Below are 14,050 nucleotides of genomic sequence, written 5' to 3' on the forward strand. Positions count from 1 at the left end.
TATATCTCCGGAAGTTTGAAGAATTGGACGGGGCGTGATTGAACCCGCAGCCTCGCGGATTTCCCTGCACGTATTTCAGCCCTTGCGCCGGTCGAAAAGGCATATAGGTCAGCTCGGCTGGTTTATCACCCCCGCGCATCAAAGAACGCGCACGATGGTACCCCTGCGCAGGAAGGGAAGAAGGCGCCGCATATCGCGCGGATGAACCGCCACACATCCAGCGGTCGGCTCGTAGCCGGGTTTGATCAGATGGAAGAAGATTGCCGAACCGCGATTGCGGGCTCGTGAGGTGATGTTCCAGTCCATGACGAGGCAGACGTCATAAAGCCCGTCCTTGCGCTTCATTTCCTCGTGACTCGGCCGGAAAGGCGCTTTGACGAGTCTATTGTAGTTCGGATGCTCAGCCTGGTCGCACCAGAGCATATCCGTACGAATGCGACGAATCGCAAGCGATGTCTCGAGACGCATCGGACGTTCACCGCGGCGAAAGCCGTAAAGCAGCTTCATCGGAGCGATTGGGGTAGCGCCATCACCCTCGCGCTTGCGGACCGTTCGACCGGCCCGGCCGATCGCGGCAGGCACCCTAATTGCGCCGAACTGAACCAAAGCCCGGCTTTTTTCGCCCGGCGCAGGCCGAACGAGGAGGGTCGTCGACTTTATCGGTCTCGGACGCCTTGTTTTCTCCATTTTTCTCACATGTGTTTGCGATTGCTAGGATTGTGATTGAAATCATATAGCATCGTATACGACAACAGCTCGGTCGCCCGATCTTTGCCAATGCTGAAAAATTGGCGTAGGAGAGGAGAGACCGCAGGCGAGGGATAGAGCCGCATGACCGCACGCACCATTCTCTTGGTGGATGACGACGACGACCTCCGCGAGACACTCACGGAGCAGCTTTCGCTCTATGACGAATTCACGGTGCTCCAGGAAACGACGGCGGCCAAGGGTGTCGAGCGCGCACGATCAACGCCGATCGACCTGCTCATCATGGACGTTGGCCTGCCTGACATGGACGGTCGCGAGGCTGTGAAGCTGCTGCGCAAGGGTGGTTTGAAAGCCCCGATCATCATGCTGACCGGCCATGACACGGATTCGGATACGATCCTTGGCCTTGAGGCCGGCGCCAACGACTACATCACCAAGCCCTTCCGCTTTGCCGTCCTGCTTGCGCGCATCCGCGTGCAGCTGCGACAGCACGAGCAGAGCGAGGACGCCACCTTCAATGTCGGCCCCTATGTTTTCAAGCCGAGCCAAAAGCTCCTGACGATGGACAGCGGCCAGAAGATCCGCCTGACCGAGAAGGAAGCGGCAATCATTCGCTATCTCTACCGCGCCGAGCAGAAGGTCGTCACTCGTGACGTGCTGCTGGAAGAGGTATGGGGTTACAATTCCGGCGTGACGACGCATACGCTCGAAACCCATGTCTATCGTCTGCGCCAGAAGATCGAACGCGATCCCTCCAACGCCGAAATTCTGGTAACGGAAAACGGCGGCTACAAGATTATCCCGTAAGATGGCGCTGAACGACGACATCCGACTGCTGTCGCAGTTGCCGCTGTTCCACGATATGTCGGAGGATCAATTAAGGCTGATCGCCTTCGGTGCAGATCGACGCGTCATTTCCGCCGGTCAGATGCTCTTTCGGGAAGGCTCGCCGGCTGAAAGCGCCTACGTCATTCTTAGTGGCGGCGTGGAGCTCAGCCGGATCGGCCGCGATGGCGAGCCAGAAGTCCAGAATACAGCCGGACCTGGCACGCTTCTATCCGAACTTGCGCTGATCACACTCGTCGAGCGCAAGTTCACGGCCGTTGCGACAGAAGACACGAGCATCATCCGCATCACCCGTTCGCTCTTCCATCGGCTGATCGAGGAATATCCGGATGCAGCTCGACTGATCGAGAGCCGCATCCGCGACAACATTGCCGAGCTAGCAGCCAGGGCCTCGGCCCAACTTCACCGCTTCGTCTGACGGGTTAGAGATTGAAGTGCGCCGTGACCGGCACGTGGTCGGACGGCCGTTCCCAGCCGCGCGCTTCCTTCAGAATGTCGATGCGCTGCAAGTGCGGTCCAAGGTCCTTTGAGCTCCAGATATGGTCAAGGCGGCGGCCGCGATCAGCCGCTTCCCAGTCCTTGGCGCGATAGCTCCACCATGTGTAGAGCTTTTCGTTTTCCGAAACGTGCTGCCGCATCAGGTCAAGCCAGGCGCCGCGCTGCATCACTTCGAGAAGACCATCCGTCTCTATAGGCGTGTGGCTGACGATCTTGAGCAGCTGCTTGTGTGACCAGACATCATGCTCAAGTGGCGCAATGTTGAGGTCGCCGACGAGGATTGCCGAGGTGTTTGCTTCGCCATTTGCCTTGAGCTGCTTCATCTCGTCGATGAAATCGAGCTTGTGCCCGAACTTCGGATTGATCGTCCGATCCGGTTCGTCTCCGCCGGCAGGTACGTAGAAGTTATGCAGGCGAATACGCCGGCCACCACGTTCGAAGACGGCCGAGATATGGCGCGCGTCGCCGACGTTGCAGTAGTCCTGGCGGTGGTCCTCGACCAACGGAAAGCGCGATGCGATGGCAACGCCGTGATAGCCCTTCTGGCCATGGATGATAATGTGTTCGTAGCCCATCGCGCGCAGCGGCGAGGCAGGAAACAGGTCGTTCGGAACCTTCGTTTCCTGGAGGCAAAGGATGTCAGGCTTATGCTTGAGGACGAATTGCTCGACGATCGGCATGCGAAGCCGCAGAGAGTTGATATTCCAAGTCGTAACCGAGAAGCCCATTCGATTGCCTTTCAAAACCGGACGAACTGGCTTTAGAGCAAAGGCTGTGCCGATGGAACGGATGCCGCAAAAGAAAAACGCCCCGCGGATCGCAGGGCGTTGTTCTTGCAAAGCAGCTGAAATCAATCTCGGTAAGCGGCCGTTCCCGGGATCACCTCGTAGGGGACCTTAAACACCTTGTCGTCGAACTGGACGCCGGTCTTGACGTTGAAGACCATCACGGACGTGTCCTTGCCCTGATTGTCGGTAATCGTCCACTGGCGGAGATCATAGGTCTTCGGATCAAACATCATCGTAATCGTCGAGTTGCCAAAGACGGTGTTGTTGCCGAGCGCGATCGTCGTCAGGTCGGATTCCTGCTTCACGCTTTTGACTGATCCGGCCGAGAGATCGATATGCTGTGCCAGCAGCAGGCTGAGCGGCGTCTTCGACAGTGGGTAAAGATCCCAGGTCTTGAGCTTCATGTTTCCGACGGCGACATTCTTACCATCCGCAATGACACGGATCGGCGACGGATTGTCATAGTTGAAGCGCAGCTTGCCGGGGCGCTGAATATAGAACTTGCCGCCGGTCTGCTCGCCACGCGGGCCGAATTGAACGAATTCGCCCTGCATGGTGGCGACACTCGAGAAGTGATCAGCGATCGCCTGCGCAGTGGCCGTGCTTGAAGCTGCGGATGCCGCCTGCGCATAGGCAGCAATCGGGACCGAAGATGCCGCAGCGACGGCCAGCGTACCCAAGAGATGGCGCCGGGTCAGCGAGATGCGGTCCAGGATGGAGTCGGAGTTGTTCATCTATGTCTCCTTTATGCAATTTGAATGCTGCGGAAACGCGGCGCCTTCATGGCGTGGTTCGCAGACCTGCATAAACTAACGGTTTCAGTGCGATCAGGTTTCCGTGAACGCCGGCGTCATCAATTGCTGCTGACATTTCAGCGGTCGAGAATATCACCGTCAGTCGGAACCAGGATCTCGCGTTTTCCAGCATGGTTGGCGGGACCGATGATGCCTTCCTGCTCCATCCGCTCGATCAGTGATGCGGCGCGGTTGTACCCAATGCCAAGTCTACGCTGAATATACGACGTCGATGCCTTTCCGTCACGCAGAACGATCGCGACGGCCTGATCGTACGGATCGTCGGAATCTGAAAGATTGGACGTCCCGGCCGGACCGCCGCCGTAGTCGCCATCTTCGTCATCATCGGCCGTGATCGCGTCGAGATATTGCGGCGCGCCTTGTGTTTTCAGATAGGAAACGATCTCTTCCACTTCCATATCGGCAACGAACGGGCCATGGACACGCTGAATGCGCCCGCCGCCAGCCATATAGAGCATATCGCCCATGCCGAGCAGTTGTTCGGCGCCTTGTTCTCCAAGGATGGTGCGACTGTCGATCTTCGATGTGACCTGGAAGGAAATACGCGTCGGGAAGTTTGCCTTGATCGTGCCGGTGATGACGTCGACGGACGGGCGCTGCGTAGCCATGATGACGTGGATGCCGGCGGCGCGCGCCATCTGCGCCAGGCGCTGCACGGCGCCTTCAATGTCCTTGCCGGCGACCATCATGAGGTCAGCCATCTCGTCGATGATGACGACGATGTAAGGCATAGGCTGCAGATCAAATTCTTCCGTCTCGTACATCGCCTCGCCGGTATGGCGGTCGAAGCCCGTTTGCACGGTACGCGAGATCACCTCACCCTTGGCGAGCGCCTGCTCGACGCGACTATTGAAGCCGTCGATGTTGCGGACGCCGATCTTCGACATCTTCTTGTAGCGCTCTTCCATCTCACGGACGGTCCACTTGAGCGCAACGACGGCCTTCTTGGGATCGGTGACGACAGGCGAGAGAAGGTGCGGAATACCGTCATAGACCGACAATTCAAGCATCTTCGGATCGATCATGATCAGACGGCATTGCTCTGGCGTCATGCGGTAAAGCAGAGACAGAATCATGGTATTGATGGCGACCGACTTACCGGACCCCGTCGTACCGGCGACCAGCAAGTGCGGCATCTTCGCCAGATCCGCGATCACCGCCTCACCGCCAATCGTCTTGCCGAGCGCCATGGCAAGCTTTGCCTTCGAACCTTCGAAGTCACGCGAGGCGATGAGTTCGCGAAGATAGACCGTTTCGCGTGTGGAGTTCGGCAGTTCGATGCCGATCGCGTTGCGACCCGGCACGACGGCAACGCGGGCAGCGATCGCGCTCATCGAACGGGCAATGTCGTCGGCAAGGCCGATGACGCGAGACGACTTGATGCCCGGAGCGGGCTCCAATTCATAAAGCGTGACGACGGGACCCGGCCGAACGTGGATAATCTCTCCCTTGACGCCGAAATCCTCAAGCACGCCCTCGAGCATACGTGCATTCTGTTCCAGCGCATCAGCTGAAAGCGTCGAATCACGAACAACATTCTTCGGTTCCGCCAGCAAGTGCATCGAGGGAAGCTGGAAGCCCTCCGGACGAATGAAGGAGCCCTGTTGCTCGCGTTCGATGCGCGCGCCGGGCTTCGGCCGGGCGGCAGGCTGCACGACGCGCGGCTCGGCACGGCCGGCCGGTTTGGCTGGCGCACGCATCATCCAGTCATCGTCATCGGGCAGGATATCGGCCGGACGCGGCGGCATGTCGTCAAACGGCAGATTGTCGTCATCCTCGTCATCGTTGAGCGAAATGGATGGCGCAGATACAACACGGCGCTGCGAGGCAGCGCGCGGGTCCATCGATGGCTCCATGCGCTCTCCGCGCGCGACCGGCGCCTTTGCGCGCACCGGTTCGTTCAGCTTGCCAAACTCGTCGTCGTTGAAATCGTAAGGTGACTCGAAATCGTCCTGCCGTCGTTTGCGGGGACCCATGCCGAGCAAGCGCCGCATCCGAGCCTGGCTCATGTACCAGGCATGCGTCAGCGCACCGAAGGCAAGCCAGCCGCCTTCATCGTCATCCTCGTCTTCATCGCCAACCGAGCGCAGCTTCGAACGCGTATTTGCATATTCCTCCTCGGCCTCGTCTTCATCGTCCTCGCTACGGCCGACGAGACCAGCAGCAAACAGCATCATCCAGACTGTCGGGATGGCAAACACGCAGCCCACCGCGGTCGCAAAGGCCCCGGTCGGATAAGCGCCAACAAAGAGCGCAGGAAACCGCAAGATCATATCGCCGACAACGCCACCGATGCCGTTGGGGATCGGCCAGGTGAGCGGCGGCGGGAAGCAGCCGATAACGGCGGAGGAAAGCACAGAACCCACCCCCCACGCGGCAGCGCGCGCCGGGATGCGGCTGATGCGACGACCTGAGATCAAGGCCAGAGCCCACGCCACAACAGGCAGGAGTGCCACGACACTGGCAAGGCCGAAAAACTGCATCGCGATGTCGGCGAACGCGGCCCCGCCATAGCCCAGAACATTGGTCGGTTCGTTCCCGGTCGCATAGGAATAGCTCGGATCCGCAACGTTCCACGTCGCGAGCGCTGCGACTGCCAATGCGAGCAGCAGAAAAATCGCGAAGCCAACAAGGGTCTGCGCCTGCCGGAACATGAAACCCGAAAGGGAAAAACGGTCCGGCCGGCCATCCATTGCTGGCGATGTGCTTCTTGCCATGTGTGTACCCGTTCAATGCGTGAGAGCGTGCGAATCGCCGAGCGTCTGCACCCAGTACCTTCGCCCCACCTAATCAGAGGACGGTTAAAGCGGTATTAACCATGCCGCCCCCACGTCTTGCACCGGAAAATAAAAAGGCCCGAACCTATGGAGGTCCGGGCCAAGAGCGGACTATTCGAACGAATAGGCCGCGACGGGCTGTTCAGCGGCGCCTGCTTATGCAAGCGCCGCGATGCCATGATCACGAGTGGTAAGCGGCTTCGCCGTGGGTCGAAAGGTCGAGACCTTCGCGCTCTGCTTCGACGGTAACGCGCAGGCCAATGACGACATCGACGATCTTGTAGAGGATCGCGGAACCGATGCCGGACCAGAGCAGCGTGACGAGAACGCCCTTGAGCTGGTTGAACACCTGGGTCGCGGTGCCGGCATAGGTCGCGGCGAAGTCCGCGGTCGAGTAGTCGACGATGCCGGCACCGCCGAGGGCCGGGTTGACCAGGACGCCAGTCATCAGCGCGCCGAAGATGCCGCCGATGCAGTGGACGCCGAAGACGTCGAGGCTGTCGTCGTAATCGAACTTGTTCTTGACCACGCCGACGAAGAAGTAGCACAGCGGCGAGACGAGAAGGCCAAGGACGATCGAGCCGACCGGGCCCGCAAAGCCCGCAGCCGGCGTAACCGCAACGAGGCCGGCAACGACACCCGATGCCGCACCGAGCATCGAAGCCTTGCCGCGTGCCAGTGCTTCAACGATGCACCAGGAGACAGCTGCAGCAGCAGTGGCGACGAAGGTGTTGATGAAGGCGAGCGACGCATATGCGTTGGCTTCAAGGTTGGAGCCGGCGTTGAACCCGAACCAGCCCACCCACAGCAGCGACGCACCGACCATGGTCAACGTCATCGAATGTGGCGCCATGATCTCCTTCTTGTAGCCGATGCGCTTGCCGAGCATGATCGCGCCGACCAGGCCGGCAATGCCGGCATTGATATGGACAACCGTGCCGCCTGCAAAATCAATCGCGCCGAAGCCGAAGATCAAGCCGGACGGATCAGTGTAGGCGCTAGGACCACCCCAGAACCAGACCATGTGGGCGATTGGAAAGTAAACGAAAGTGACCCACAGGACCGCAAACAGGATCATTGCCGAGAACTTGATGCGCTCTGCGACCGCGCCGACGATCAGGCCGGGCGTGATGCAGGCGAAAGTCATCTGGAATATCACGAAGGTGAGTTCCGGAATGGCTACGCCCTTGGAGAAGGTCTCGGCAAGCGACGAAGTCGTCACGCCGTTGAGGAACATCTTCGACAAGCCGCCGACGTAGTTGTTGAGGCTGCCGCCATTTGTGAAGGCCAGGGAGTAGCCGTAGACGATCCAGATCAGGGCAACTACAGCTGCAATGGTCAGAACCTGCATGAGGACCGACAGCATGTTCTTGGTGCGGACAAGACCACCGTAGAAAAGTGCGAGGCCCGGAACGGTCATGAGAAGAACGAGTGCCGAGGACACGAGCATCCAGGTGTTGTCGCCCTTGTCCATGGTCATCGCAGGAGCAGCAGCGGCAGCAGCAGGCGCAGCCGTCGTGGCAGCGTCCTGCGCAAAGGCAGCGACCGGCGCCAGCAGCGCAGCGGCGGCAGCGCCAAGCCGCGCAAAATTGGAAGAAAACTTCGAAATTGACATTGAAAGAGGCTCCCTTGCTCTGCCGCCTTACAGCGCTTCTGTGTCGGTTTCGCCGGTGCGGATGCGCACGGCATGGTCGATCGAATAGACGAAGATCTTGCCATCGCCGATCTGGCCGGTCTTGGCGGATGACGCGATGGCCTCGACGGCCTTGTCGACGAGTTCGGAAGCAACCGCGATTTCGATCTTGAGCTTCGGCAGGAAGCTGACCGCATATTCGGTGCCGCGATAAATCTCAGTATGCCCCTTCTGGCGCCCGTAGCCCTTCACTTCGGTCACGGTCAGGCCCTGAATGCCGATCGCCGTGAGGGCTTCGCGCACCTCATCCAGCTTGAACGGCTTGATAATGGCCATCACAATTTTCATCTGGTTTCCCATCCTTCGTTATCCTCGGCACGGAGCCGACTCTCCTTGCCGCTGACGTTCCCGAACAGCGACCGAGGATATACATTCAAAGGGCGTGCCAGATTCGATGGGATAAGCTAACTATTTGAAAAATAAGTATTATATAAATTTGCGTTAATAAACAGGCAAATGATTGCCTAATAATCGCTCAAAAAATACACGAATGAATAAATATGCCTACAATTTACTCATTTGCCGTTTTACGAATCAGGCCCTCCTGGGCCACCGACGCAATCAGGACGCCTTCCCTCGTAAATAGGCTACCGCGTGTCAGCCCCCTTGCACCGGAAGCCGACGGGCTATCCTGTGTGTAAAGAAGCCAATCGTTGAGTTTTGAGGGCCGATGAAACCACATCGAGTGATCGAGACTGGCGACCTGGATCGTCTGGTCAAAGATCGACGTTCCATGCGGATAGAGCGAGGTATCGAGCAGCGTCATGTCCGAGAGATAGGCGAGAATGGCCGCCTGATAGTAACGATCGTCGGGAACCGGTCCCGTCGGTCGCACCCAGATATGCTGCACCGGGTCTAGCTTCTTGTCCGAGAAATAGTGCGTGAGCGATATCGGCCGGATCTCGATCGGCCGTTCGCGCTCCCAGTATTTGCGAATCGGCGCTGGCGCGTTGGCAAGAAACTGCGCCGCGATCTGCTGTTCGTCGAGCAACTTTTCAGGAGCGGGAACATCCGGCATGGTGATCTGATGATAGAAGCCGGGCTCCTCGATCTGAAAGGAGGCCGACAGAGCGAATATCGCCTTTCCATGCTGGATGGCGACGGCGCGACGCGTGTTGAAACTCGACCCATCGCGAATCCGCTCCACCTGATAGACGATCGGCACCGAGGGATCGCCCGGGCGCATGAAATAGGCATGCAGCGAATGCACGATACGGTCACGCTCCACCGTGCGCTGTGCCGCCATCAACGCTTGCGCGATAACCTGACCGCCGAAGACACGCTGCCAGCCAACCTGAGGGCTGCGACCACGAAAGATGTCGACCTCGATCGCTTCAAGATCCAGCGTGGAAAGCAGCGTCTCCATCGCAGTCGGTTTTTCGGTGTCACGCGTCATTTTGTATAGCTCCGGACGGTAGGAAGTGCGGCAGCGATGATCTATATAGATCAATACGATATTCACAAGAAACGGAACGGAACTCCATGCAGGACATGCTGGTTGTAGGCGCGGGTTATGTCGGCCTCTCCGCTGCCGTGGCGGTCAAGCAGGCAGCGCCTCATCTCGATATCGCAGTCGTGGAAGCAGCGCCTGCCGGCGTATGGCAGAAGGACATGCGCGCCTCGGCCATTATCGCTGCCGCCACCAGAATGCTTGAGGTTTTCGGCATCTGGGACGAGATCGAGCCGGACGCGCAGCCGATCACGAAGATGATCGTCACCGATTCGAAGACAGCGGATCCCGTACGGCCGGTTTTCCTGACCTTCGATGGCGAAGTGGAGGATGGACGGCCTTTCGCGCATATGATTTCGAATGTCACGCTCGTCCGGGCGCTGCGCGGAGCATGCGAGCGTCTTGGCATCGAGATTCGTCACGGCTTTGGCGCGGCCGGCCTTTCCGTCGCCGATACGCATGCGACAGTCACTGCCTCCGATGGCAGCGTGATGGAAGCACGGCTCGTCGTCGCCTGCGACGGCGTCCGTTCGCACCTAAGGGACTTGGCAGGCATCAAGACCGTGTCCTGGGACTACGGTCAGTCGGGGATTGTCACGACGGTCGAGCACGAGCGTCCGCATCACGGCTGCGCGGAAGAGCATTTCCTTCCGTCGGGACCCTTTGCGATCCTGCCGCTGAAAGGGAACCGCTCGTCGCTCGTCTGGACGGAGCCGACGCCGGAGGCGAACCGCCTGGTCGCATCCGACGACCTCATCTTTGAAGAAGAGCTGGAGCGTCGTTTTGGTCACAAGCTCGGCACGTTGAGGACTGTCGGCGACAAGCGCGCCTTCCCACTCGGGCTGACGCTTGCGCGGGCTTTTGTGGCCCCGCGCGTGGCGCTCGCCGGTGATGCGGCTCACGGCATCCATCCGATTTCCGGACAGGGCCTGAACCTCGGCTTCAAGGATGTTGCCGCCCTTGCCGAAACCATCGTAGAGGCTGATCGGCTTGGCCTCGATATCGGCTCGATCAATATTCTCGAGCGCTATCAGGCATGGCGCCGCTTCGATACCTTCCGCATGGGCGTCACCACTGATGTGCTCAATCGGCTCTTCTCGAATGACCTGGCGCCGCTGCGCATCGCCCGCGATTTCGGCCTGGGTATCGTCGATCGGCTACCCGGCCTCAAATCGTTCTTCATCGGCCAGGCTGCCGGTACGACCGCTAGGGACAATCCCCGCCTGCTGGCAGGACAGACGATCTAGAGCCTTTCAGGGTTAAATCAGTCGTCCAGCTCGCGCGCCTCCGAGACCAGCATGATCGGAATGCCATCACGGATCGGATAGGCGAGGCGCGCCTTCTCCGACACGAGCTCATTGTGCTCGCGGTCGTAAGTAAGCCGCCCCTTGGTCAACGGGCATACCAATAGTTCCAGAAGCTTCGGATCAACGCGGCTGAGTTTTTCGTCCATGAACCGGTTTTACTGCAGAACGGTGTCCGAGTCACCGAAGACGCGCGCCAGCACTATCTCGGTGATCGCGATCAGCGTTTCGGCCCGCGTCTTCAGATCGGGCGCCTCGAGAAGCGCCTGCTTCTCGGCCGGTCCGAAGGGTGACATCATCGCGAGCGAGTTGACGAGCGTCAGGTTGCTTGCGCGCTCGACGCTCTCCCAATCAGCCTCGAGCTTGTTTGCATCAAGATAGGCCTTGAAGGCAGCGAGAAGCGCCGCACGATCGACTGCATCCTCCTCATCGCGCGCGGAAAGATCGGCAATGAAGGGCGCGATCCGGAAGGTTCGGAAGGGTTGATGCGTTTCCTTTTCCTCAAGCAGGCGGAAACGGCAAATCCCTGTGAGGGAGACGATATAGCGACCATCGCCCGTCTCGGCGAACGAGGTAATGCGCCCGAGGCAGCCAACGGGGGCCAGGTGAGCCTCACCCTGCCCTTCCTGGTCGCCCAGCGCCGGCTGGACCATGCCGATCAACCGATTACCGGACAGAGCGGCATCGAACATCGCGAGATAGCGCGGCTCGAAAATATTGAGGGGCAACTGCCCTGTCGGCAGCAGCAGAGCGCCGCCAAGCGGAAAGACCGCGATCGTATCAGGCAGATCGCCGGGCTTCAGATATCGTGCATTCCCCACTTGCATAGAGACTGGTCCTGCATTGCCGGCAGGCGCGACACGATGCGCCTACACAAACGGGAATGTGGGGCCTCCCTCCAAAAACGCAAGGGCGGCCAGTCGAAACTTGAAATCCGAATCACGAAAACAGCATGGCGGAAAGCTTGCGCCGCGCCGAGACCGTCGCTGGATCCTTGAAGCCCCAAACGTCGAAGAATTGAAGCAACTGCCGGCGTGCGCCGTCGTCGTCGAAAGCACGGTCCTTGCGCATGATGTAAAGCAGGTGCTCTGCTGATTCTTCGCGCCGGCCTTCGACGTTGCGGATCTTGGCAAGCTTCAGACGGGCTTCGTGATCGTCGGGATTGCGCGCCAGATCATGTTCCAGGGCGACGGGATCACCAAGCTTGCGCGCTTCCTCGATCTGATCGAGCTTCTTCGAAACCGCCAGGACCGCTGGATCTTTCGCCATTTCCTCCGGCAATTCCGTCAGCGCCTCACGCGCACGCTCGTGCTGGTTTGCTGCGATCATGCATTCAGCCATTCCCGCCAATGCCTTCGCATTCTCCGGATCGGCCTGCATGACTGCACCGTAAAGCTGTGCAGCACCGTTGATATCGCCGGCTGCCAACAGCTCGTCCGCTTCCTTGAGGACGCCTTCGATTTCAGCCGCCTGATCGGCGCCGGCCGGACCGGCGATGCGATCGATGAACTGGTTGATCTGGCTCTCCGGCACGGCGCCCATGAAACCATCGGCGGGGCGACCGCCGACGAAGGCGATCACGGCCGGAATCGACTGGATACCGAGCTGCCCGGCGATCGAGGGATGATCATCAATGTTCATCTTGACCAGCTTGACGCGCCCTTGCGCTTCATTGACGACCTTTTCGAGCACCGGAGTCAGTTGCTTGCAGGGACCGCACCAGGGCGCCCAGAAATCGACGAGAACTGGCTGGTTGCGCGATTCCTCGATGACATCCTTCGCGAAAGTCGCAGTCGTCGTATCCTTGATGTAACCGCTGGCAGCAGAAGCCGGTGCCGCCCCGTAATTGGCAGCTGCCGTCATCTGACCAAAGGAATTGCTGTAAGGATTGTCGTTGCCGCTCATGGATATCTCCCGCCGTGCCGGTCAGCCGGCTTTTCTAGCGCTAAAATCGTATGTCAGGACGTCACTTTCAAGACAAGCGGCTTATGCCCCGTCGCTTCCATAAAGCGAATGAGATCGCCGCTTGCAATCGAAGTCGTGGCATCATTGGATAGCGGATGACAATTGATGATCTCGTCTTTCATCAGATCTGCATCGAGGACGAAGGTCACATTACCGGCCGTATCGTTGATTGCCCCGAAAGCCGTCACCGAACCGGGCGTGACGCCAAGATATTCCATCAGCTTTTCCGGCTTTCCGAATGAGACCTTGCTGGCTGCGCCAATCAGGGTGTGCACGGTCTTCAGATCCACGGCAGCATTCTCCTCCACCGTCAGCAGGAAGAACTGATCCTTTTTATCTTTGACGAAGAGGTTTTTCGTGTGGCCTCCGGGAATCTCGTCACGCAGCGCGACCGATTCGGCAACCGTAAAGACAGGCGCATGGTTTTTGGTGCTGTGCTTGATATCCAGGCCATCAAGAAAGGCAAAAAGGTTGTCTCTGGTCTTCGGCGTCGCGTCGGTCATCGGAAAATCCATGCGGTCGGTGGAGTGGATGGATGCCTGATTACGTCCCGCTACTATCTTTTGCAACGCTCGTCGTCGACGCTTTGCCCTGCATTTGCGGCACTTCCGATGTCTTCGAACAAGGCCTGGAAATTTTTCTTCGAATTTCCGTCATTTCCCTGTTGCATTTGAAAATCGTTTGGGCGATATAGCGCCCGTCGCCGCAAGGTGGCGCCCACGGTCCTCACAACTACCCCGGACCGGTGCGGATTGAGCGGGTGTAGCTCAGGGGTAGAGCACAACCTTGCCAAGGTTGGGGTCGAGGGTTCAAATCCCTTCGCCCGCTCCAAATCTCTCTTCATAGGTGATATTTGTTCAGGCATTGGCCTGATTGTCACCTGTATTTCCGGGACTTTGGAAATGCCGCGCTAGATCGCGGGTAACAAAAACTGACATTCGGTAGCGCCAAAACGTCGGTTCTCGACCTCGAAAAATGGTCGGCGGATTTAATTGCGAGGCGACGTCCAGGTATTCTCCGCGCCTTTCTTGGTCGGAGCCGCTCCGCGCTCGCCATTGTCTCGGTCCGCTTCTACCTGCCGGTCGGCGATGTAGGGTGCCAGCATCTGCTCCAAATGAGCCGCAGTCAGGCCTGCTGCAAAGCTTCTCATCTCATCCCTCACACTGTTTACGCTTTGTAAACACTTAGCCGCTGTGAGCGGTGATC

15 protein-coding genes and 1 tRNA gene are annotated in these 14,050 nt (G+C 58.9%); 4 read left to right on the forward strand and 12 right to left on the reverse strand.

The window, feature by feature from the left end; all coding sequences use genetic code 11:
- Window positions 1-138: 138 nt before the first annotated feature.
- Window positions 139-687: a L,D-transpeptidase family protein gene (locus tag NBG89_RS15825; protein ID WP_431320721.1), complete on the reverse strand. Its 549-nt coding sequence runs from the start codon at window positions 685-687 to the stop codon at window positions 139-141.
- Window positions 688-831: 144 nt separating this feature from the next.
- On the opposite strand from NBG89_RS15825, the gene NBG89_RS15830 reads away from it, so the two are divergent.
- Entirely contained in the window at window positions 832-1,515 is a 684-nt protein-coding gene (locus NBG89_RS15830; protein WP_007528266.1) for a response regulator transcription factor, read from the forward strand.
- 1 nt (window position 1,516) lies between these two features.
- Complete coding sequence (locus NBG89_RS15835) at window positions 1,517-1,972, forward strand: cyclic nucleotide-binding domain-containing protein (protein ID WP_431320722.1); 456 nt, start codon at window positions 1,517-1,519, stop codon at window positions 1,970-1,972.
- A gap of 4 nt (window positions 1,973-1,976) precedes the next feature.
- Here the strand turns inward: NBG89_RS15835 and NBG89_RS15840 are convergent, their stop codons facing one another.
- The 6 genes from NBG89_RS15840 to tesB all read right to left on the reverse strand — a co-directional run bounded on the left by NBG89_RS15840 (window position 1,977) and on the right by tesB (window position 9,521).
- On the reverse strand, window positions 1,977-2,780 hold the full coding sequence (locus tag NBG89_RS15840) for an exodeoxyribonuclease III (RefSeq protein WP_431320723.1): 804 nt from the start codon (window positions 2,778-2,780) through the stop codon (window positions 1,977-1,979).
- Window positions 2,781-2,902: 122 nt separating this feature from the next.
- Window positions 2,903-3,574, reverse strand: a complete 672-nt coding sequence (locus tag NBG89_RS15845; RefSeq protein ID WP_431320724.1) for an outer membrane lipoprotein carrier protein LolA — start codon at window positions 3,572-3,574, stop codon at window positions 2,903-2,905.
- Window positions 3,575-3,711: 137 nt separating this feature from the next.
- Window positions 3,712-6,372 carry a DNA translocase FtsK 4TM domain-containing protein gene (locus NBG89_RS15850; protein WP_431320725.1) on the reverse strand — a complete coding sequence of 887 codons (2,661 nt, stop codon included), beginning with the start codon at window positions 6,370-6,372 and terminating at the stop codon, window positions 3,712-3,714.
- Window positions 6,373-6,613: 241 nt separating this feature from the next.
- Window positions 6,614-8,047, reverse strand: a complete 1,434-nt coding sequence (locus NBG89_RS15855) for an ammonium transporter (protein ID WP_431320726.1) — start codon at window positions 8,045-8,047, stop codon at window positions 6,614-6,616.
- A gap of 27 nt (window positions 8,048-8,074) precedes the next feature.
- Entirely contained in the window at window positions 8,075-8,425 is a 351-nt protein-coding gene (locus tag NBG89_RS15860; protein WP_019280527.1) for a P-II family nitrogen regulator, read from the reverse strand.
- Between the two features lie 211 nt (window positions 8,426-8,636).
- Window positions 8,637-9,521, reverse strand: coding sequence for an acyl-CoA thioesterase II (gene tesB, locus NBG89_RS15865; RefSeq protein WP_088693021.1), 885 nt, complete (start codon window positions 9,519-9,521; stop codon window positions 8,637-8,639).
- An 86-nt stretch (window positions 9,522-9,607) separates the two neighbouring features.
- Between tesB and NBG89_RS15870 the strand changes: the two genes are divergently transcribed.
- Complete coding sequence (locus tag NBG89_RS15870; RefSeq protein WP_431320727.1) at window positions 9,608-10,822, forward strand: ubiquinone biosynthesis hydroxylase; 1,215 nt, start codon at window positions 9,608-9,610, stop codon at window positions 10,820-10,822.
- Window positions 10,823-10,839: 17 nt separating this feature from the next.
- Here NBG89_RS15870 and NBG89_RS15875 read toward each other — a convergent pair whose 3' ends face one another.
- The 4 genes from NBG89_RS15875 to NBG89_RS15890 form a co-directional block, all read right to left on the reverse strand.
- Window positions 10,840-11,028, reverse strand: coding sequence for a Trm112 family protein (locus NBG89_RS15875; RefSeq protein WP_007528286.1), 189 nt, complete (start codon window positions 11,026-11,028; stop codon window positions 10,840-10,842).
- Window positions 11,029-11,037: 9 nt separating this feature from the next.
- Window positions 11,038-11,706 carry an LON peptidase substrate-binding domain-containing protein gene (locus NBG89_RS15880; RefSeq protein WP_431320728.1) on the reverse strand — a complete coding sequence of 223 codons (669 nt, stop codon included), beginning with the start codon at window positions 11,704-11,706 and terminating at the stop codon, window positions 11,038-11,040.
- 112 nt (window positions 11,707-11,818) lie between these two features.
- Window positions 11,819-12,784, reverse strand: coding sequence for a thioredoxin (trxA, locus tag NBG89_RS15885; RefSeq protein ID WP_431320729.1), 966 nt, complete (start codon window positions 12,782-12,784; stop codon window positions 11,819-11,821).
- Window positions 12,785-12,837: 53 nt separating this feature from the next.
- Window positions 12,838-13,347, reverse strand: a complete 510-nt coding sequence (locus NBG89_RS15890; RefSeq protein WP_431320730.1) for a prolyl-tRNA synthetase associated domain-containing protein — start codon at window positions 13,345-13,347, stop codon at window positions 12,838-12,840.
- 253 nt (window positions 13,348-13,600) lie between these two features.
- On the opposite strand from NBG89_RS15890, the gene NBG89_RS15895 reads away from it, so the two are divergent.
- A tRNA-Gly gene (locus tag NBG89_RS15895) sits at window positions 13,601-13,675 on the forward strand.
- A 157-nt stretch (window positions 13,676-13,832) separates the two neighbouring features.
- Here NBG89_RS15895 and NBG89_RS15900 read toward each other — a convergent pair.
- Window positions 13,833-13,994 (reverse strand): hypothetical protein, encoded by a 162-nt coding sequence (locus tag NBG89_RS15900; RefSeq protein ID WP_431320731.1) that lies wholly within the window; start codon window positions 13,992-13,994, stop codon window positions 13,833-13,835.
- Window positions 13,995-14,050: the final 56 nt, after the last annotated feature.

This window comes from Rhizobium sp. YTU87027 (assembly GCF_050644135.1).
GTDB lineage: Bacteria > Pseudomonadota > Alphaproteobacteria > Rhizobiales > Rhizobiaceae > Rhizobium.